Genomic DNA, 20624 nt, shown 5'->3' on the forward strand with positions numbered 1-20624 from the left:
TAGAGACCGCCGCTGACAGGTGCAGCCTGCCTAGTGGTCGTGCCCGAGGACTGAAGCCATTGGATCGTCATTCGGGAAGGCTCATGACCCGCACGCCCGTGAACGTCACCGTCACCGGTGCGGCCGGCCAGATCGGCTACGCACTGCTGTTCCGCATCGCCTCCGGCCACCTGTTGGGCCCCGACGTGCCGGTCCGCCTGCGCCTGCTGGAGATCCCGCAGGCGGTGAAGGCCGCCGAGGGCACCGCCATGGAGTTGGACGACTGCGCGTTCCCGCTGCTGTCCGGCATCGACATCACCGACGACGCCAAGACGGCGTTCGACGGTGTGAACGTGGCGCTGCTGGTCGGCGCCCGCCCGCGCTCGAAGGGCATGGAGCGGGGCGACCTGCTGGAGGCCAACGGCGGCATCTTCAAGCCGCAGGGCGAGGCGATCAACGCGGGCGCGGCGGACGACGTGCGCGTGCTGGTGGTCGGCAACCCGGCCAACACCAACGCCCTCATCGCCCAGCGGCACGCGCCGGACGTGCCCGCCGAGCGCTTCACCGCGATGACCCGCCTGGACCACAACCGGGCGCTGTCCCAGCTGGCGAAGAAGCTGGGCGTGTCGGTGACCGACATCAGGAAGCTCACCATCTGGGGCAACCACTCGGCCACCCAGTACCCGGACCTGTTCCACGCCGAGGTGAACGGCCGCAACGCCGCGCAGGCCGTGGACGACCAGGCCTGGCTGGAGAACGACTTCATCCCGACCGTGGCCAAGCGCGGCGCGGCGATCATCGAGGCGCGCGGCGCGTCCTCGGCGGCGTCGGCGGCGAACGCGGCCATCGACCACGTCTTCACCTGGGTCAACGGCACCGCCGAGGGCGACTGGACGTCGGCGGCGGTCGTGTCGGACGGCTCCTACGGCGTGCCGGAGGGCCTGATCTCGTCGTTCCCCGTGACGGCGAAGGACGGTCGGTACGAGATCGTGCAGGGCCTGGAGATCGACGAGTTCTCCCGCGGTCGCATCGACGCCTCGGTGGCCGAGCTGGTCGAGGAGCGCGACGCCGTGCAGGGCCTCGGCCTGATCTGAGTCGCACGTCACGAGGGAGCCCGCACATCCGAGGCTCCCTCGTGGCATGTTCGGGGCGTGACGAAGAATCCGTGGCCTGTTCCGGAGCCGCAACTCACCGCAGACGTCCACCCGGCGCTGGCCGCGACCGCTCGTGCCGCCGCCCGCGCGTACCAGGAGGCCCGCCACCTCCACACCCGCGCCGAGCTGCGCGAAGAGGTCGCGGACGGCGCTGACGGCACCCCCACCATGCGGGTCGACGCCATCGTGGAGTTCGCCATCGCCGAGGCCGCCGCGCACGTCGGCGCGAACCTGCTGTCCGAAGAGGCCGGGTTCGTGGACAACGGCTCCGCCGCCACCCTGGTCATCGACCCCGTGGACGGCTCGGCGAACGCGGCTACCGGCGTCCCGCTGTCCTGCTTCGCCGGCGCGCTGGTCATCGACACCCAACCGGTCGAGGCGCTCACGGTCTGGTTCGACACCGGCCGCGCCTGGTCGGCCAAGGCCGGTCAGCCGACTTCGTTCCGCACGTCCGGCCGCACGCGGCTCAAAGGCGCGTCCATCTGCATGATGCGCCCGAAGCGCGGCACCGAGGACGCGTGGATGCGGCTGGCCGACGCCGCCGACCGCATCCGGATCCTGTGCACCACCTGCCTGGAGACCATGCTGGTGGCGGAGGGCGCGGTGGACGCGTTCGCCGACCCCGGCTCGGACACCCATCGCCTGATGGACCTCATCGCAGCCCTGGTCACGGTGCCCGCCGCCGGGGGAGCGCTGCTCGACCTGCACGGCCGTCCGCTGACCTTCGACCTGGACCTGTCCCGCCGCTGGTCGGGCATCGCCGCCGCGACGCCCGCCCTGGCGGACGAGCTGATCACCACGATCCTCGGCTGACCGACAGTCGGCGAGACGATCACCAGGATCGTCGCCGGACCGAAGATCGGCAGGCCGACGGCCACAGTCCTCGACCGGCCGACAGTCGGCGAGCCAACCATCGCAGTCGTCGGTGGGCCGACGATCGGCGAGCGGATCGTCGTGAGCACGATCAAGCGGTGGTGCGGTACCACTCGGCGGTGCGCCTGACGGCCTTCTCGTGCGGCGTCACGGGCAGCGGCCCGAACGTCTTCTCGAACGCCGAGTGGTCCACCACCCACGGCTTGGACTGCTGGTGGCCGAGTTCGCCCATCCCCCGCAGCCGCTTGTCGAACAACGCGCCGACCGTCACGGTGGACCGCGGCAGCCGCAACGGCTTGCGCGCGTTCCCCACCACCCGCCCGACCAGCCCGATGAAGTCCCGCACGCTCAACGTCTCGGCGGCGGGCGTGTGCCAGCTCCGGCCGTCCGCCCGCGCGTCGTCGCCGAGCACGATCTGCGCGCGGGCGGTGTCGGCGAGGTAGGCGAAGGTGTGCGGCACGTCCAGCGGCCCGAACCACATCGGCTGCTTGCCCCGTGCCAGCGGCTTCAGCACCAGTTCACCGGGCAGCGACCCGACGCCGCCGGGGCCGTAGTAGTCGCTGGACCGGCTGAGGACGATCGGCACGGACGCCTGCCGCAAGCGTTTGCCCAACGTGCTGCGCAGCTTCTCCTTCGGCCCGACCGGGCGTTCCGGCGTCTCCTCGGTGATCGGCCCCGACACCGGACCGTATGCGTACAGATTGTCTGCCAGAACCAGTTTCGCGCCGACTGTCTCCGCGCCGACGATCACGTTCCCGGAGATCGTCGGCAGCATGTCCACCCAGCTCGTGTACGGCACGTTGGCGGCCAGGTGGATCACCGACGCCCCACGCACGGCTTCGACCGTCGCGGCCCGGTCCATCAGGTCCGCCCGCACGTCCTGCGCACCCTCCGGCACACCGCCCGACCTGGTGACCGCGCGGACCCGGCGCCCCTCGGCCACCAGCTGCCGGGTGATCTCGCGACCGATGCCCCGACCCGCACCCAACACGACCACCGTCATGACGCCTCCCCTGACTGCCTCTAACTTCTGTTAGAAGTTCTAACACAAGTTAGAGTGTCTTTGTCAAGGAGGTGGCACGGTGGTCGGCACGCGACGCGAGCGGTACCGCGAGGAGACGAAGGACGAGGCCAAGCGCATCGCGCTGGAGCAACTCGCCGAACTCGGCGTGGGGGGCATCTCGGTCAACGCCATCGCCAAGCGCATGGGTGTGACCGGCCCGGCGCTCTACCGGTACTTCAAGAACCGCGACGACCTGCTCACCGAGCTGATCCGGGACGCCTGGAGCGACCTCGCGGACACCGTCGAGGCGGGCGCGACGTCGAGCCGGAGCCGACCTCCCCGCGAGCGCGTGCACGGATTCGGCCAGGCGTTCCGCGAGTGGGCGCTGGCCCAACCCCACCGCTACCTGCTGCTCTTCGGCACACCGCTGCCCGGCTACCACGCGCCGCAGGACACCATCGCGCTCGCGCACCGCACGACGAGCGCGTTCATCAGCGTCCTGGCCGACGTGTACGCCGACCGGCCCGCGGCCGAGCTGTCCACGCTGGACGGACAGCTCGCGGCCTGGACGCGTTCACGGGGCGAGGGCGACCTGCACCCCGCCGTGCCGCTCACCGCCCTGCGGGCGTTCACCAGGCTGCACGGCGTGCTCAGCCTGGAGGTGTCGGGCCAGTTCGGCCCGATGGGGTTCGACCCGGCGCTGCTGTACCGCGCCGAGCTGGAATCCCTGATCGGGGTCTCCGACCCCGGTCCGGACTAGTCGCCGGTCCGGGGCTCGACCAGGCAGTCGGGGCCGGGGTAGACCAGCCCTTCGTGGCCGTCGGAGAAGCGGACCAGGTACGGCGGAGCACCTTCCTGCCCGCGGACTTCCAGGATCTCGCCGATGCGCTCGTCGAGACCCACCGCGCGGCTGTGGACGTGCAACCGGTCGCCTACTATCGCGTGCATCTGCGACACCTCCGGTGCGTCAGAGCGTAGGACTGTTCCGAAGGTACCGACAGACCGGCGATTCCGCTCAGCGCGCGACTACGCGCGGCCGGTGGGGGTCAGCTGCCGCAGGCGGCGGTCAGCTTGGCGGCCTGGTCCAGCTTCTTCTGCGACCACTCGGCGAACTGGGCCGGGTTCAGGTCGTTGAGCGTCACGTTCGACATCGTCTCCGAGACCCCGTTGATGGCGTCCTTGAGCGTGGCGTCGCCCGCCTTCTCCGCGAGCTTGCCCAACTCGTCGGCCTTCGCCTGGGTCTCCTGCACCGCCTTCTGCGGGTCGCTCACGTTCGGCGTGAAGCCGGCCAGCGCGACCGCCTCGATGCACAGCTGCGCCTTGTCGGCGGCCTGCCCGACCTGGTTGGCGGTGTCGTTGGCCTGCTGCACCGCCTCACACCCGGTCACCGCGCCGACGAGCCCCAGCGCCAGCAGGATGGTGGCGACCGGACGACCTGCGCGCATGGCTACTCCTGAGTACTCGGGTGTGCTCGGTGACCGTTTCGCCCGACTCTACCGACGCGCGTACAGCCTGCGCACCACATCGTCGATCTCAGGTTCCTCCACGACGAGGTCGTGCACCTCGGCGCGGGTCGCCACGGCCGCGATCAGGGCCGCCGCAGTGGTTTCGTCCCGCCGGAACGTGAGGTGCTGTCGCAGTCCGCCCAGCTCCGACCGCACCGCCACGACGCCCGCCAGGTCGCCCAGCGGGTCGGCGGGCTTCTCCAGGTCCACGACCAGCACCCGCTCCGGCGCGACCTCGGCCCGCAGTTCCTCCAGCGGTCCGTCGGCGAGCACCGTGCCCCGGTCGATCACCACGAGCCGCGGGCACAGCCGTTCGATGTCGTCCAGGTCGTGCGTGGTGAGCAGCAGCGTCGTGCCGCGGGTGGTGTTGAGGTCGGCCAGGAACTCGCGGAGCCGTTCCTTGGATTCCAGGTCGAGCCCGATCGTGGGTTCGTCCAGCACCAGCAGTTCGGGGCCGTGCAGCAGGGACGCGGTCACCTCGCCGCGCATCCGCTGGCCCAACGACAACTGGCGCACCGGCCGGTCGAGGAAGCCCGACAGCTCCAGCAGTTCCACGCACTCGCGCAGGCGGCGGGCGTAGTCGGCCGCGCCCACCCGGTAGATCGCCCGCAGCAGGTCGAAGCTGTCCCGCAGCGGCAGGTCCCACCAGAGCTGGCTGCGCTGCCCGAACACCACCCCGATCCGCCGCGTCAGCTCGCGCCGCGACCGGGAGGGGTCGACGCCGGACACCCGCACGTGCCCGGAGGTCGGCACCAGGATGCCGGTCAACATCTTGATGGTGGTCGACTTCCCGGCCCCGTTCGGCCCGACGTACCCGACCGCCTCCCCGGCGGCGACGTCGAACGACACCGAGTCGACCGCCCGCACGGTCCGCCTGGTCCGCCGGAACCGCCCCGTCCTGGTCGTCACCGCGAACTCGCGGCACAGCTCCCGCACTTCGATCATGACCCGGTCCCTCGGTAGTGGCGAACGGCGAACCGCCACACCAGCCCGGCCACGCAGGCGGCGGCGAGTGCGACGAGAGGTGCGATCCAGCCCAGGAAAGCCGGGCCTCCCAACGGATCCGCTCGGCCCAGCAGCGCCAGGCCGGGGTAGTAGGCGACGAACGCGCCGGGCACCACGAAGGCCATGAAACGCCGCAGCCACCCGGAGTACACGGTGATCGGGTAAGACGTGAAGGAGTTGCTGCCGTGCGTGACGGCGTTGGCCAACTCCTGCGCTTCGACCAGCCAGAAGCTGACGGCACAGGCCACGATCCACACCGCCGAGAAGATCACCGCACCCGCGAGCGGCGTGACGACGACCAGCAGCACGGTCCACGGGGACCACGCGATGTCGTTGTGCGTCAAGGCGAACGCCATCGTGATGATCCCCGCGGCAACGCGGCCCGCCCGGCGCAGCCGCACGTCCGAGGCCATCACCTGGGGCAGGGTTCCCAAGGGGCGCAACAGGAGGACGTCGAACTTCCCGGTGCGGATGTAGTCGGGCAGTTCGTTCAGCTGCCCGGCCACCAAGTCCGCGATGCCGAACGCGGTGCCCGCGAACGCGTACAGCAGTACGACCTCGGACGCGGAGAACCCGCCCAGCGCGTCGACCCGGCTGAACACCACGAGGATGACCACCAGCTCGATGGCCTGCGCGAACGCCTGCCCCAGGCACTCCAGCGCGAACGAGACCCGGTAGGACATCTGGCCGCGCAGGCGTGCCGCGACGAGCTTCGGGTAGATCCGGTCACCCACCCTGCACCACCACCTTCCGCACGGCCCGCTGGAGCACCAGGTGTCCGGCCACCGACAACACGACCGCCCAGAAGAGCTGATGCCCCAAGGCTGTCCACTGTGGATCGTGGCTCAGGTAGACGTCGATCGGCGCCTGGATGATGGCCGGGAAGGGCGTGGCCCACAGCACGTCCTGAGCCCAGTCGGGGAAGAACGACAGCGGCACGCCCAGCCCGCAGAAGGCACTGGTGGCGACCACGTGGAAGCTCTCCACCCCACGACTGTCCAACAGCCAGAACGCGGTGGCGTTCACCAGGAACCGGAGGCCGAAGCTGACCACCAGTGCCAACAGCGCGCTGACCGCGAACAACGGCCAGGCGGCGACTTCGGGCCACTGGAACGGGAACAGCAGCGCCCCGACCAGCACCGGCGGGACCAGCCGCACGAACAGCGAGAACCCGGCCCGCCCGACGTCCTCGGCGAACAACGCGGCCTGGAGGTGCCACGGCCGGTAGAGGTCGACCACGACGTCCCCGGTGCGGATGCGTCCGGCCAGCCGGGCGTCGCCCCAGAGCTGGACGAACGCGAGCAGGCCCTGTCCCAGCCAGACGTACGCGACGGCGGCGGGCACGTCGTACCCGGCAACCGGGGCTGCGCCCACCACCGCGATCATCACGGCGGTCCGGAGCAGGCCGAACATGACGTTCGCGGCCAGGCCGGCGAACATCGCTTGTCGATAGTTGGAGTAACGGCGGAATCCGGCGAGCGCAAGCTGCGCGTAGGAGCGCACGTCTAGCAACCCTAGGAACCGGCGCAAACGCTTTTCGGTGCGTGGGTGTCCTAATCGGACGGAAGTCCGATGTGTCCGTCAGATGTGGCCGTTGCCGTGTCTGCCGGCTGTGCCCGCTGCCGTGTCCGTCAGCGGGGTGCGGCGAGCACGCCGTCGAGCAGGCCGGGGTAGAGGGCGTCGAGGTCCTCGCGGCGCAGGGTGCTGATCCGCGACGTCCCACGAGGTGTCACGTGGACGACGCCGGCCTCGCGCAGCGTGCGCACGTGGTGGGTCAGCGTGGAGGCGGTCACGCCCAGGTCCAGCAACCCGCACGAGATGCCTTCCGCGCATTCCGCGAGGGCGCGGACGATCCGCAGCCGGACCGGGTCGGCGAGCGCGTGCAGCACGGCCTCGATCCGCATCTCGTCGCGCGCGGGGTGGGGCAGGACGGCCTTCATGAGGCCATCTTACGATACCGGTCGTACTTTGATGGTTCTCGTAGTACGGTTTTCGTCGAAATACTGGCCCACGGGGGGATCCACATGTCCGGCCGCACATACCTGCTCACCGCCGGCGCGTTCGCCGTTGGCACCAGCGCGCACATCGTCTCCGGCGTCCTGCCCGCCGTGAGCCGGGAGCTGCACGTCTCGCACGCCACCGCAGGCCAACTGCTCACCGCGTTCGCCATCGCCTACGCGATCTCGTCGCCCCTGCTCGCCGCCGTCACCGGCCGCTGGGAACGCCGCACCCTGCTGGTCACCGCGCTCGGGGTGTCCGTCGTGGGCAACGTGCTCGCCGCCCTCGCCCCCAACTACCCGTTGCTGATGGCGGCACGGGTCATCACCGCCCTCGGTGCCGCCGCCTACACGCCGGGCGCGACGCTCATGGCCACCGTGCTCAGCCCACCGGAACACCGCGGGCGTGCCGTCGCGCTGGTCTTCGGCGGCCTGACGTTCGCGCTGGTGATCGGTGTCCCGGCGGGCAGCCTGCTGGGCGGTCCGCTCGGCTACCAGGGCGTGTTCGGGCTGATCGCGGGCGTCACGGCGATCGCTGCGGTGGCCGTGCGACTGGGTTTGCCGCGCGTCGACCCGCAGCCTGCCGTGGGCCTGCGGGAACGCTTCGCACCCGTTGCGGACCGGCGCGTGGTCATGGTGCTGTCGCTCAGCGTGCTCGCGTGCCTCTCGGTGTTCGCGGTGTTCAACTACATCGCGCCGCTGCTCACCGCCACTGCGCACGTGGAAGGCGCGGTGATCAGCGCACTGCTGGTGGCCTACGGCGTCGGCGGGGCGTTCGGCAACTGGGCGGCCGGTCGGCTCACGGACCGGTTCGAGACCCGCAAGCTCCTCGTGGTGCTGTTCGGCTTCTTCACCGTCGTGCTGGCCACCCTGCCGCTGACCATGACCACCGTGGTGGGCGCGGCCGTGGCGCTGTTCGTGTGGGGCGCGCTGACGTGGGCGGCGAACCCGCCGATCCAGGCGTGGCTGATCGAACTGGCCCCGGCGAACAGCGGCCTGCTGCTGTCCCTCAACGCGTCCGCGATCTACCTGGGCGTCGGGTTGTCCGGCGTGCTCGGCGGCCTGGTGATCAGCTGGGTCGGCCTGCTGCCGCTGGCCCCGATCGCCGCACTGCTCGCCGTGGTCGCGCTGGTCCTGCTCGTCTTCGCCGTGCGGCCCCCGCGCGGCCCGCAGGAGCCGCGAGACTCTCAGGACCCGAACGCGCTGGTGGTCATCTCGCCCGAGTCGGGGTCCTTGGCGAAGCAGTGGAAGTAGTTCTGTTCGCCTTCGCTGAACGCGACGGCGGTGATCTCCCAGGTCGAGGTGTCCACGGTCGGGCGGGTGTTGGCCTTCATCGCCTCGGCCGTGCACACGCCCTTGACCTCGGGTGCCGTGATGAGCTCGTCGTTGTCGACCTTGGGGATCTCACCGGAGAGCCAGCCGCCGGCGAACGCCTCCCAGTAGTGCGGGATGGAGCAGTTGCCGGCACGTCGAGCCGTGGCGGCCTGGCCGCCGATCGAGGTGATGCCGTGGTAGCAGGTGGGTTCGGCGATGCAGTAGCCCGTGTCGCAGACCTTGAGCCGGGGCGGGGTGGACTCGGCCGGGGCCTGCGCGGTCTGCGAGGTCCCGGCTTGCGCCTTCCCGCTGTTGCCCTGCCCCACCCACCACCACGTACCGAGCGCCACTACGACCGCCAGTCCGGCGGCGGCGATCACCAGCGGCCACGGCTTGCGCTTGGCGGGGGCGGTCGGCACGGAGATCGGGTACTGCACCGGATTCGGCCCGGACTGCGGGTACTGGACCGGGTTCGGCCCGGATTGCGGGTATTGGACCGGGTTGGGCCCGGACGGGGGATGCCGGCTGGGATTCGGTCCTGATTGGGGGTGGACGGGGTTCGGCCCGGACCACGAGTAGGGCGCCTGCCCGGCACCCCGGACGGGCTCCGGCCCCGGATATGAACCGGGCATGGGCGTGAACCGCGCCGGTATCGGCCCGGGTGCCGCAGTGCCCTTGAGCTCGTCCCGCAACCGCGCCGCGCTCGGTGTCCGGTAGGCGATGTCCGGGATGAGCGCCCGGACCAGCGTCTCGTGCAGATCCGCCGGCACCCCGGCCACCGGCGGTACCGGCGACCGCAGCACCTCCCCGAGGTGGTCGAACGACTCGACCGGCCAGGGCACCGGGCGGGGCGGCTTGCCCGCCAACAGGTCGTACAGCGTCGCGGCCAGCGCGTAGACGTCGGCGGCGGGAGTCGGCTGGGCCATCGCGAACGCCTCGGGCGGTGCGTAGCTGGGACTCAACGCATCGCGCGTGACCGTGGAACTGCCTTCGGCATCCAGCAGGGCGGCCAGCCCGAAATCAGCGAGCTTCGCCGTCCCGTACCGGTCGAGCAGGATGTTGCCCGGCTTGATGTCCCGGTGCAGCACGCCTTCCGCGTGCGCAGCCGCCAACGCGTCCGCGAGCTGGACCCCCAACTGCCGGACGCGATCGGCGGGCAGCGGCCCGTCCCGCCGGATGAGGTCGGCCAACGACCCGCCCGTGCACAACTCCATGACGAGGTAGGGCGTGCCGTGAGGGGTGTAGTCGGCGTCGTGCACGGAGACCACGTGCGGATGCCCGGACAGCCGCGCGGCGGCCTGGGCCTCCCGCAGGAACCGCCGCCGATCCCGCTCGGTCTGGAGGACCCGGTTGTCCACCTTGACCGCGACATCCCGGCTCAACTGGACCTGACGGGCCCGGTAGACGGTGGCGAACCCGCCCTGCCCCAACGGTGTCAGATCGGCCAGCCCAGGCAGCTCCACGCGGCGACTCTAACCCGGCACCCCGACATCGCCGCTGCTCGGCCGCCTCTCCGAGCCCCTCGGACCAGCGGGAGCCGGGCCTCGGGTGTTCTCGGCTATGAGGTCTTGGCAGCGGCCTTCGCGGCCTTCTTGAAATCGCGCACCTCGGCCAGCGTCGCCTTGTCCAGGACGTCGGCGACACTCCGGCGCGAGCCGTCCTCGCCGTAGGCCCCGGCAGCCTGCCGCCACCCCTTCGGCTGCACACCGAGCTGCTTCCCGAGCAGGGCGAGAAAGATCCGCGCCTTCTGGTCGCCGAACCCGGGCAGGTCCTTGAGCCGCTTGAGGACCTCCTTGCCGTCCGGCTCGCCCCGGGTCCAGATGGTGGCGGGGTCGCCGTCGTAGTGCTCGATCAGGTGCTGGGCGAGGGTCTGCAGGCGCTTGGCCATGGAGCCGGGGAAGCGGTGGACGGCCGGCTTCTCGGCGACGATGGCGGCGAACTCCTCCGGGTCGGCCTCGGCGATCCGGTGCACGTTCAGCCCAGCCATGCGGTCGGCGATGTCCTTCGGGCCCCGGAACGCCTTCTCCATGGGGATCTGCTGGTCCAGCAACATGCCGACGAGCAGGGCGAACATGTCCTCGGCCAACAGTTCGTCGGCCTCCGGGTTCTGGGCCAGGCACACCTTCGAGCTCATGGCGGAAGCATCCCACGACCTTGCTGACCGTGCTGCACCCGACAACAGGAAGCGCAGAGGGGGACTGCTGTTCGAAGGCCTGGGTGCGATAACACTATGCCGGAGCCCCTGCGGTAGCTGGCATGGCGGCCGGGATCGTGGAAACTTCTCCACCCGAAGATCGTTGGAAAGCGAAAGTTCGGCTCAGATCACGTCTGACGTGGCCAGTTTGCGGGTCGTTTGAAGCAGGTCAGAGCTCGGGCAAGGGTAAGGGATCCGCAGTGGTTGTCGTCGTGGTGTACGTAGCGGATCGTCAGGCGTCGGTAGCCGGTCAGCCAGGAGATCGTGCGTTCGACAACCCCGCGGTGGCGGCCGAGTCGGTCGGTACAGTCGATGCCCTTGCGGGCGATGTGCGGGATGATGCCGCGGTGGCGTAACCAGTGGCGGAGGCGCTCGACGTTGTGAGATTTGTCGGCGTGCAGCTTCACGATCGGAAGCGGCACGGGCCGCGCCGTGATCGGACGCGCGAGATGGCTGTCAGCATGGGTTCGAGGGCTTGGCTGTCGTGCAGGTTGGCCGCCGAGACCCCGACCGCGAGCAGCAGGCCGGTCCGCTTGGACACCACGTGGATCTTCGAGCCGGGCTTGCCCCGGTCGGCCGGGTTCGGACTGGTCAGGTCGCCCTCTTTCGCCCGGACCGAGGCGGCGTCCCGGATCCCCGCGACCAGTCGACCTCTCCTTATGAGGTAAGTCGGTCGAGCACGGGGCCTGGTGCAGCCGCCGCCACAACGCCGCCTTCGTCCACTGGGTGAACCGTCGGTGCGCGGTCGGCATGGTGATCCCAAACGACGGCGGCAGCTCCCGCAACCACGGGGCAGCACGTGGACGATCGCGATGAACACCGTCCGGTCGTCCACCGGCGCCGTTCCACCATCCTGCGGACGCGCCGTGAACTTCGGGATCAACGGCTCCGCCAATCCCCGCAGCTCATCGGGCGCCAACCGAAACGACAACCGATCAACCACGACCAAAGATCATGATAAGAGGTTCAATGCCACGTGGGACCTGGTCTAAATCCTGAATACTTTGCAAGCGAGCTCGAATAGCTTTCGGGCACGTGCCCGGACCTTGCCTGCATCCCAATCTCCGTATTCTCCCAATGAGCGGGCTCCGGGGGCTCCGGTGGTGGCGTATAGGCCGACTTTGTCGATGAACTCCCGGTTTCCGGCCTTGCGGTTGTCCAGTGAATCGAGAATGGCCAGATTGCCGAGCTCGTGTTTTACTGCTTCAAGCTGGTTGACGACGACTTGGGCATTTTCAGGGTAGATATGTTCAATGCTGATCTTCTCCAGATCGACTATCACGCTGCTTTGATATGTAGGAGAACCTTCAGCGCCTCGCGAAAGCCAAGGCCAGTAAGCGTCGAGCGTTGTGAGAAGCTCTTTGATATTGTTTCTCTGACTCGGCCAGTCGTACCGCAGCTTGTCATTCAGATTCGCCTTAAACTGGTGGTCGGCCGCCTTGGTGGCGATGAGTTTACGAAGGTTGTTGCGCAGACTGTTCCAGTTGTCGAAAGTACGCTCGAAATTGCGAATCTCCCTGGCGCTCCGGTAGTAGTGCGCACTGGCGGCGCTTGCGTGTCCGTCACAGATGTTCTTGTAGCGGAATGCGAACAACTCCAGCATATGGACCAGTTCGGCGAACTGTCGTTCACTCCGGCATGCGCGAGCAGAAAGTAGCAGTGGTAGCGCTAGTTCGTGTTTCAGGAGGGCGACAAGGTGCTTAAGCCGTTGACGCTGCCAGTCATTGACTGCCGACGTCAGTTCCGACTCGGCGTATGGCCAGCGTCCATCTTTCATCGACAGGTACCAGAAGAATTCTCGTTTGATTCGTTCGACCTCCTCGACCACTCTGTCCGGGTCGTGCAGGCCAATGCTGTTTGGGGAGAAAAGAAGGTCGACCACGTCGTCGTACAGGCGATCCCTCCCTGCTCTCTCACCCTTGTGGGAAGGGTAATAAGTTCGCAGGAATGCATCGACCTGGTCGCCGGAATAGGCGAGGATGTCGTCCCAGTGCGATGCAACTCGCTCTCGCTTGTCGTCTTCCTTGTCGAGCAGCTCGAGCGTGTGGCTGCGCAAGAGGTCCGAGACCGTGAGACGTGCCCCGCGATCGTTGAGAACCGAGAACAGGCGATAGCCGCCCCGTTTGTCGTCGGTGACAATGTGGATTACAAATGTGTGGACGAGAACTTTGTCCCGAAGCTGTTGCAAACTTTTGAGTCTAAGGTCCCCATCACTGATTTTTCTAAGCGGGACTATGAGACTTTCGTGAAGCCGATTCCACGCTTCGACCAACCGCTTATGGCTTACCCGTGACTGCTCGCCCAGGCTGGGGACCTTGCCGCGCAGCAGTGACTGGAATACGTCATCGTCTGCCTGCCCGAGTCGTAGTCGCGGCCGGCGCGACTTGAGGCCAGCGGCGGTGTCGTACGAGTCATAGAAGAGGTATTTTTCAACGGTCTCTTCGTAAAATATCTCAAACCGTTGTGAAACCTTGACGTCAGTTGTCGATTCGGCGGTCTCCTTGGCGAACATGGCGATGCACGACAAGAGGATGCAAAAGGTGGTTATCCTCTGCTGTCCGTCGACAATTTCGTGGTAAATAGCCTGCGCCTCGGTGTGGTCATGAGACTCGATGGCCACCATGGAGCCAAAGAAATGATTCTCGTCGTCGCCGGAATCGTCGCATATGCGCTTGATGTCCTCGATGAGGTCGTCGACCGAGTCGGTGTCCCACGCGTACGGGCGCTGATAGCGTGGCACCCTGAAGGGAGCTCGCTTCTCGAGTAGAACTCCTACAGGGAGGCTGCTTGGCTTAACTGAGCTTGCACCCATGGGGGTAGATGACATGGGCGAAGTATGCCCTCTTCTGCTGCTCGCATCGCGCAGACTGGATACTTCGTCACCTGTTTGGAGTAGTCTTCAGCTGTAAAGTGCTCGATTCCTTACAGCTGCGGGTGAGGTCGCTGAAGGCGTTCCGGCCAATTAGGCGACAGGCCGCAGCAGATCGCGGTTTCGTAATGTATTGAGCCCGAAATCAAGTAATAATGGTTCTGGCTTAACATGAGGCGATCCTCGGGAGTTCGTAACTTGGTCTGGCGGACTGCGCCGCTTGAGTGCTTATCGGTCGAGCGCTCCCAAGGCCGGGCTGAGATGCGGGGCCATGCGCCAATGCCACTAAGTTAGGGCGGGTCGGTAGAATTCGGTCATGACACGCGCCGGTGGGGACGGGGTCTCGGGTAATGTCGATCGTGGGGTTCGTTTGGTCGATCGGATCTCGCTGGGGGTGTTGGCCGATGTGGTTCTGTGTGATGTCGTCGAGGATGTGCTGGCCGAGATGGGGAAACGGGAGCAGCGGACACGGTTGTTGCCGGCGCATGTGATGGTGCGTTTCTGTCAGGCGATGTGCCTGTTTCCCGACGACGACTACGAAAAGGTCATGCGGAAGCTTGTCGGGTCGTTGAGGATGATGGGATCGTGGCGTTCGGAGTGGCGGGTTCCCACGACTTCGGCGATCACCCAGGCACGGCAGCGACTCGGGTCGGAACCGTTGCGTTTGTTGTTCGAGCGTCTTGCCGTGCCCGTGGCCGAGTCCGGTACGCGGGGAGCGTGGCTGGGCACCCGCAGGATCATGGCCGTGGACGGGTTCACCCTGGATCTCCCGGACACGCCGGACAATGTCTCGGAATTCGGGAAGAGCAACAACGAGCGGAAAGCGAGCGGGTTCCCGCAGGCGCTGGTGGTGGCCTTGGCGGAATGCGGCTCGCACGCCATCGTGGACGCCACGCCCAGTGGCTACCGGGGTGACGAGAAAGCCCTCGCCAGGCTGGTCCTGGGCTCGGTCGAGCCCGACATGCTGATCACCGCCGACCGGAACTTCTACAGCTACGACTGTGGGGCGAATTCGTCGACACCGGCGCCGACCTGCTGTGGAGGGTCGGCTCCAAAGTGGAGCTGCCGGTGCTGGACTGGCTGCCCGACGGCTCCTACACCTCGATCCTGATCCATCCCCGGGTCCGTGACGGCCGCCGCAGGAACCTGATCGCCGACGCCCGCGCGGGACAGGACGTCGATCCCGATCACGGGTTTCCGGTCCGGGTCGTGGAATACGAGATCCCCGACCGCGACGGCAACGGCGAGTTGATCTGCGTGGTCACCACCATCGCCGATCCCGCCGAGGCCACCGCGGCCGAACTCGCCTGGGCCTACCACCAACGATGGGAGATCGAATCCGCGTTCGACGAGATCAAAACCCACCAACGCGGCCCCGCCCGCATACTGCGGTCCAAATCCCCGGACATGGTCCGACAGGAGATCTGGGCACTACTGCTCACCCACTACGCCATCCGCACCCTCATGTGCCGCGCCGCCGACGAAGCCGACGTCGACCCCGACCGACTGTCCTTCACACGCTCCCTCAGGGTCGTCCGCCGCCAGGTCACCGACCAGGCGGACTTTTCCCCCTGAACACCGGACACAAGCACTCCTCGACACCGTCGCCGAAATACTCCGCAAACGCACCACGGCACGACGCAACCGCACCTGCCCACGAGTGATAAAAAGCGGACGCCACAACTCCTACAGAATCAAAAGAATCACCGACCACAGCACCACACACGCCGGACCATTCACCATCCGACTCCGCTGACCAGTCCTAACTTAGTGGCATTGGGCCATGCGCTGGGCTCGAAGAGCGACGGACACCAGCACTATGATAGGTAGTCGCATCAGGTCATTATCTGTGGGCGCTGCGCTTCCTAGTGCTCAGGCGTGATGGGTAGTTCAGTTGGACCGCTGTCCAACTCCGATAGGCGTGATCGCGTTCGAACACATGTTCGCCATCCTGCTACTATGAGCTCGTGTCGAAGGCTACGATCGGGTTCGCTGACGCTGCCGAACGAGTGCTACGTGGTGCAGGCGGTGGCCCCCTTCACTACCGTGATATTACTCAGCGAGCTGTCGAGTCGAACTTTATTGAGCCGAAGAGCAGTACACCCTGGGTGTACATGGCCGCCGCGATATCTCAAGACAATCGCCGTCGTGTCAGCCGTGGAGAAACCGAAAGATTTACCGGCAATGGTCGAGGCTATTTTAGCCTGAGCTACAGTATTGACGGAGTCGAGGCGAGCGTATCCGAATGGAATGAAAAGGTCAAGAGTCGGATGCGGGGCCAGCTCCATGCCATGGAACCGGTTGCTTTCGAGCAGCTCATAGGAAACCTTCTGGAGCGGATGGGCTTCGAAGATATCGAAGTTACCCAACGGTCCAAGGACGGTGGAATTGATGTTCGCGGAATCCTCACCATCGGTCCGATGACGAGGTTCCCTGCGGCTGTGCAGGTCAAAAGGTGGAAAAGGACGGTCGGGGCGACGGTCGTTCGTGACCTTCGCGGCGCGATCAGTATTCATGAAAGAGGTATCCTAGTCACGACTTCGGCCTTCTCTTCGGATGCAAAGCGTGAGGCTGAAGCGGAGGCCAAGTTGCCGATCGGCTTGATAGAAGGCAGTGAACTGGTCGATCTTCTTGCTCAATATGAACTGGGTTTCCGGAAGCGAAGTGTCGTAGTGCTCGATCTGAATGAGGACCTCTTCAGTGGGCAGGTCGAGGCTGTCGAACCATCGAGTCCGAGTACTGATTGGTTCAAGCTGAACACAGCTAGCGCAGAGCGGCGCTTTACGATATATCGAACGTTGGGCAGAGTCTCTGCTGTCGAGGCCGTGGTTGCTATGTTGCAAATAGCACGCGAAAAGCGCAATTTTGACGAATATGTCAATGACTTTCAGCGGCGGTTCAGCTCAATCACTGTGCGCGCTATGGCGGAGAGGTATGCTCGAGCTATTGTATCGCTAGGTTTTGCCGATATCGTAAATGGATCACTGTCTCTGACTGGCGACGGTAAGGAGTTTCTTGATGGTGAACGGATGGAGCGAAATGTAATACTGGCCCGTCAATTGCGGGTTCGTATCTACGGTGTCGCAGAGCTGGAGCAGGAGATCGCTCAGGATTCATCCCTGGATGGAGAGAGTCTTTTTGTGGCACTTAAAGGGCGAGGTCTGGACCTGTTGACCGAAACGCGCTTCAGGCATATTGTTGAGTGGTGTGCCGGGGTGGGCATGATCGATAAGAGGTCCGGTAGAGTTCGATAAACTTCCCATGGACTTTTGGGAAGTACGTGAAATTTTACTGGCTTTGCTTATTGGTTTTTATAGCGTAATTGAGGAAGCTGGCGGAGAGTTGAGGGCCGATGGACGCTGCGCAGTACGCGGCGGGCGACGTGGGCGCGTTCGGCGGTGGTGTGGGTGGCGAGGTTGGCCAGGGGGCGGTTGTCGGCCTAGTCCCGGACGGACTCGGCGGGGTTGCAGTCGGTGTGGCGCGGGTGGCGTAAGACCGGGCAAGAAGTCGGCGGCGGTGTAGCCCTCCTGGTCTCCGTCCCGACCGCAGCCGTGTCGTCCGGTCACCTGGGTGGGTAGTAGCGGACGGAGGCTACGGACGCTCCGTCTAGAGATAATTCCGGAGACCTCTACGACAGGCTCTGCCGACCAGAGACCAGGCGCGGCGCAGGAGCAGGCTTAGCGTGTTCCCGTCAAGGAAACAGGTCCAGCCCCGGATCCGCGCTGCGGGGTTGCCGCTGGCCATACTTCGACTCTCCGAGTTGCCACCGCGACCCGGTCGCGTTGCAGTGCCGACCGGCCGGTGCCTTCCAGGATCAGCCCACCGTCCCAGCAGTCGCCGCAACACTCTTCCCAGGGTCTGGTGGTCCGCCCTCGTCGGTCTCCGGATTACTCGTGGGCGATCCGGGCCAACGTCCAGCGCCGGTTCGACCTCCTCGCGGCCTGTCTTGGTCCGGTGTCATCAGCACCATATGGAACTGTGCGCCCATCGGAGACGGCCGCGTCGCTGGTGGGCCGCCCATCACAGCTCTTGCGCGCCATCGTCGACCCAGGACCCTGTCATACGCAACCCTCCGTCTCGACACCTTTAGTAACCTCGCGACCTCGGCCCACCGGAACCCTGGGCAAAGAGCTCCGCCGCCGGCCTTGTGTCCTGCGTCTGAAGTTCGTTGAGTAAGTGTGGGTTTGGTCGATGGCTCGTACTGACCGGGCGGTGGCCGTGGTGGTGTTGACCGACGAGGAACGCGAGACGCTGGCGCGGTGGGCGAGGTCGTCGCAGGCGTTGGCGCAGTGGTGCCGGATCGTGCTGGGCTGTGCGGACGGGAAGTCCGATCAGGAAGTGGCGACGGAGTTGGGGATCGGGCCCCAGACGGTGGGCAAGTGGCGCCGCCGGTTCCTGGACAGGCTGGTGGACGAGCCGCGTCTGGGCGCGCCGCGCAGAATCACCGACGAGCGGGTCGAGCAGGTGGTGGTGGCCACGCTGGAACGGACACCGTCCGACGCCACGCACTGGTCCCGGGCGTCGATAGCAGCCGAGAGCGGGCTGTCCCGCTCCACGGTCGGGCGGATCTGGAAGGCGTTCAACCTCAAGCCACACCAGGTCGACACGTTCAAACTGTCCAACGATCCGCAGTTCGTGGACAAAGTCCGCGACGTGATCGGCCTGTATCTAGACCTGCCGGAGAAGGCGCTGGTTCTGTGCGTGGACGAGAAGTCGCAGATCCAGGCAGTGGACCGGTCCGCGCCGGTGCTGCCGATGATGCCCGGTCTGCCCGAGTGCCGCACCCACGACTACGTCCGGCACGGCGTCACCACCCTGTTCGCCGCGCTGGACGTGCCCACCGGCGAGGTCATCGGCTCCGTCCACCGCCGCCACTTGGCCGTGGAGTTCAAGAAGTTTCTGACCAGAATCGACAAAGAGGTGTCCGCCGACGTCGACGTGCACCTGGTCTGCGACAACTACGGAACCCGCAAACACCTCACCGTCCGCAAGTGGTTGGAAGCGCACCCGCGCTTCCACATGCACTTCACTCCCACCTACTCCTCCTGGCTCAACCAGGTTGAACACGGGTTCGGCCTGCTCACCGACAGACGGCTGCGTCGCGCAGCCCACAGGTCGTTGCGCGCCCTTGAAAACGACATTCGTGACTGGATCAAGACCTGGAACGAGGATTCCAAGCCCTTCGCTTGAGCCAAGGACGCGGACGAAATTCTCGACCGCCTCGCCTCATATCTTGATCGAATTCCTGGCGCACGACACTAGCGGCGTACCTCGACGATGTCATACATCAAACAGTGTGCTGGTCGAGCAGCATCCCGAACAGCAAGGCCGGCGGGTTGGTGGAGAGCAGGTGGTCTGCGTCCGGGTCCTGGGCCAGGCACAGCTTCGAACTCATGGGCGGAAGCATCCCACGAGGGTTCCGGGGGTGCCTGCCTCGTCGGCACGACGGCGCGCGGCGCGGATGTACTACGACAGTTGCGATGGCCACCTTGAACCCACTCCGGTACCCGAGTAGCTTTGGGTACCGGAGGTGTGTCATGGCTATCCAGTCGGCTCCTGTCAAGGTTGATCGAGAGACGCACGCTCTGATCGCTCACGGGGCTACCGCGCTGCACATGTCGCAGAAGGAACTGCTGGCTGCTGCGGTCCGCGAGTACTTGAGCGCCAGGCGTGAAGAGATCAACACCGCGCTGCGTCGCACGATGCAGGTGCTCGACGGCACGCCGGGCAGCCAGGTGGCTGCCCTGACAGGTCTGTCCAAGGAGCGCCTCGATGAACTCGGCGGGGTTCGCGAGTCCTGATGACCGTTCGTCCTACCTTGCGGTGCCTGCGTGGAGACCTGGGTCTCGCCTTGCCGCCGCTCGATGAACCGCTCGATGAGATCGATCATCCGTTGGTCAGGAAGGCCAACAGTCAGTTCGCTCTGCCGACTGGCCCGCGAGAGCGGATCCGTTCGATCGATGACGTGGTCATGTTCAAGGTCAAGGTGCAACGTTGGCGAGGAGCGGTCGTCGAGTCAGGTGAACCGAGTTGGATGGTGACCGCCGGCGTCAGGGAAGCGGGCAGTCGAGATGACTTCTACGAAGTGCTCGCGACTGCGGCTGTCGCCGCACGCACCCGGTACAACGCGGAGCACAGGCCGCCCCTGAAGTCATCGACGTTCTGCGGTCAGTGGCTGCCGGACGAAGATGACCGCGATCGGTATCGCGCTGAAGCAGCTGTTCGGATGCTGCGCGCCATGCGCCACACGGTGCGGCGTCTGGTATGTGCATCGTTGCTCGACGGACACGAGCACATCGGCGAGGTCGCCGGCGCGGAACTCGGAGTGCTCGTCCAGGGGGCGGAGGACCACGGAACGTACGTGGCGTTGTGGATCACCGGTCCGGTCCCCGACAACCTCGTGGCTGTCGTTCTGGACCTGGTTCCTGGCTGCGATCGGAACGACTGGTATCCCGAGTTCGCCATGCCGGATCGATCGCTGCGCCCTGGCGAACAGGTGTACTCGAACTTCATGGACCCGGCAGCTGCGGCTCGACTGCTCGAAGAGGCCGCAAGCTAGTCGTACATCAAGCAGTGTGCCGGTCGAGCAGCATCCCGAACAGCAAGGCCGGCGGGTTGGTGGAGAGCAGGTGGTCCGCGTCCGGGTCCTGGGCCAGGCACAGCTTCGAACTCATGGGCGGAAGCATCCCACGAGGGTTCCGGGGGTGCCTGCCTCGTCGGTACGACGGCGC

Annotated in this window: 17 protein-coding genes and 3 pseudogenes; 9 read left to right on the plus strand and 11 right to left on the minus strand. The window is 66.3% G+C overall.

Annotated elements, in window-relative coordinates; all coding sequences use genetic code 11:
• Nucleotides 1-83 precede the first annotated feature (83 nt).
• Nucleotides 84-1073, plus strand: a complete 990-nt coding sequence (locus tag FHS29_RS07725; protein ID WP_184689569.1) for a malate dehydrogenase — start codon at nt 84-86, stop codon at nt 1071-1073.
• 57 nt (nt 1074-1130) lie between these two features.
• Nucleotides 1131-1946 (plus strand): inositol monophosphatase family protein, encoded by an 816-nt coding sequence (locus FHS29_RS07730; RefSeq protein WP_184689571.1) that lies wholly within the window; start codon nt 1131-1133, stop codon nt 1944-1946.
• A gap of 151 nt (nt 1947-2097) precedes the next feature.
• Here the strand turns inward: FHS29_RS07730 and FHS29_RS07735 are convergent, their stop codons facing one another.
• A complete protein-coding gene (locus tag FHS29_RS07735) occupies nt 2098-3009 on the minus strand; it encodes an NAD-dependent epimerase/dehydratase family protein (protein WP_184689573.1) in 912 nt (303 codons plus the stop codon).
• Between the two features lie 79 nt (nt 3010-3088).
• Between FHS29_RS07735 and FHS29_RS07740 the strand changes: the two genes are divergently transcribed.
• Nucleotides 3089-3769: a TetR/AcrR family transcriptional regulator gene (locus tag FHS29_RS07740; protein ID WP_184689575.1), complete on the plus strand. Its 681-nt coding sequence runs from the start codon at nt 3089-3091 to the stop codon at nt 3767-3769.
• Here FHS29_RS07740 and FHS29_RS07745 read toward each other — a convergent pair.
• The 6 genes from FHS29_RS07745 to FHS29_RS07770 all read right to left on the minus strand — a co-directional run bounded on the left by FHS29_RS07745 (nt 3766) and on the right by FHS29_RS07770 (nt 7459).
• Nucleotides 3766-3957 carry a DUF1918 domain-containing protein gene (locus tag FHS29_RS07745; RefSeq protein ID WP_184689577.1) on the minus strand — a complete coding sequence of 64 codons (192 nt, stop codon included), beginning with the start codon at nt 3955-3957 and terminating at the stop codon, nt 3766-3768. The two genes, FHS29_RS07740 and FHS29_RS07745, sit on opposite strands and share 4 nt — an antisense overlap.
• A gap of 98 nt (nt 3958-4055) precedes the next feature.
• Nucleotides 4056-4454, minus strand: coding sequence for a bacteriophage spanin2 family protein (locus FHS29_RS07750; RefSeq protein ID WP_184689579.1), 399 nt, complete (start codon nt 4452-4454; stop codon nt 4056-4058).
• 48 nt (nt 4455-4502) lie between these two features.
• Complete coding sequence (locus FHS29_RS07755) at nt 4503-5459, minus strand: ABC transporter ATP-binding protein (protein WP_184689581.1); 957 nt, start codon at nt 5457-5459, stop codon at nt 4503-4505.
• Entirely contained in the window at nt 5456-6253 is a 798-nt protein-coding gene (locus FHS29_RS07760; RefSeq protein ID WP_184689583.1) for an ABC transporter permease, read from the minus strand. The genes FHS29_RS07755 and FHS29_RS07760 overlap by 4 nt, the downstream gene beginning before the upstream one ends.
• Nucleotides 6246-6959 (minus strand): ABC transporter permease, encoded by a 714-nt coding sequence (locus FHS29_RS07765; RefSeq protein ID WP_184689585.1) that lies wholly within the window; start codon nt 6957-6959, stop codon nt 6246-6248. The genes FHS29_RS07760 and FHS29_RS07765 overlap by 8 nt, the downstream gene beginning before the upstream one ends.
• Nucleotides 6960-7150: 191 nt before the next feature.
• Nucleotides 7151-7459 (minus strand): ArsR/SmtB family transcription factor, encoded by a 309-nt coding sequence (locus tag FHS29_RS07770; RefSeq protein WP_184689588.1) that lies wholly within the window; start codon nt 7457-7459, stop codon nt 7151-7153.
• An 84-nt stretch (nt 7460-7543) separates the two neighbouring features.
• On the opposite strand from FHS29_RS07770, the gene FHS29_RS07775 reads away from it, so the two are divergent.
• Nucleotides 7544-8770 carry an MFS transporter gene (locus FHS29_RS07775; RefSeq protein WP_184689590.1) on the plus strand — a complete coding sequence of 409 codons (1227 nt, stop codon included), beginning with the start codon at nt 7544-7546 and terminating at the stop codon, nt 8768-8770.
• Here FHS29_RS07775 and FHS29_RS07780 read toward each other — a convergent pair.
• From FHS29_RS07780 to FHS29_RS07795, 4 genes and pseudogenes are all read right to left on the minus strand, one after another.
• Nucleotides 8704-10293 carry a serine/threonine-protein kinase gene (locus FHS29_RS07780; RefSeq protein ID WP_184689592.1) on the minus strand — a complete coding sequence of 530 codons (1590 nt, stop codon included), beginning with the start codon at nt 10291-10293 and terminating at the stop codon, nt 8704-8706. The genes FHS29_RS07775 and FHS29_RS07780 overlap by 67 nt on opposite strands.
• A gap of 95 nt (nt 10294-10388) precedes the next feature.
• Entirely contained in the window at nt 10389-10964 is a 576-nt protein-coding gene (locus tag FHS29_RS07785) for an HhH-GPD-type base excision DNA repair protein (RefSeq protein WP_184689593.1), read from the minus strand.
• 188 nt (nt 10965-11152) lie between these two features.
• A pseudogene (locus FHS29_RS07790) lies at nt 11153-11967 on the minus strand (IS5 family transposase).
• Nucleotides 11968-12012: 45 nt separating this feature from the next.
• The gene (locus FHS29_RS07795) at nt 12013-13851 is read right to left on the minus strand and encodes a DUF262 domain-containing protein (RefSeq protein WP_312864813.1); all 1839 of its coding nucleotides are present in this window, start codon (nt 13849-13851) and stop codon (nt 12013-12015) included.
• Nucleotides 13852-14209: 358 nt separating this feature from the next.
• On the opposite strand from FHS29_RS07795, the pseudogene FHS29_RS07800 reads away from it, so the two are divergent.
• The 5 genes and pseudogenes from FHS29_RS07800 (at nt 14210) to FHS29_RS07825 (ending at nt 20452) form a co-directional block, all read left to right on the plus strand.
• Nucleotides 14210-15468: pseudogene (locus FHS29_RS07800) on the plus strand (IS4 family transposase).
• Between the two features lie 392 nt (nt 15469-15860).
• Nucleotides 15861-17147, plus strand: coding sequence for a restriction endonuclease (locus tag FHS29_RS07805; RefSeq protein WP_184689595.1), 1287 nt, complete (start codon nt 15861-15863; stop codon nt 17145-17147).
• Between the two features lie 937 nt (nt 17148-18084).
• Nucleotides 18085-19080 (plus strand): annotated as a pseudogene (locus FHS29_RS07810) (IS630 family transposase); the annotation flags it as partial.
• A gap of 350 nt (nt 19081-19430) precedes the next feature.
• A complete protein-coding gene (locus tag FHS29_RS07820) occupies nt 19431-19694 on the plus strand; it encodes a hypothetical protein (RefSeq protein WP_184689596.1) in 264 nt (87 codons plus the stop codon).
• Entirely contained in the window at nt 19694-20452 is a 759-nt protein-coding gene (locus FHS29_RS07825) for a hypothetical protein (protein ID WP_221455494.1), read from the plus strand. Before FHS29_RS07820 ends, FHS29_RS07825 begins: the two co-directional genes overlap by 1 nt.
• The last annotated feature ends 172 nt before the right edge of the window (nt 20453-20624 follow it).

The organism is Saccharothrix tamanrassetensis (assembly GCF_014203665.1).
GTDB classification, from domain to species: domain Bacteria; phylum Actinomycetota; class Actinomycetes; order Mycobacteriales; family Pseudonocardiaceae; genus Actinosynnema; species Actinosynnema tamanrassetense.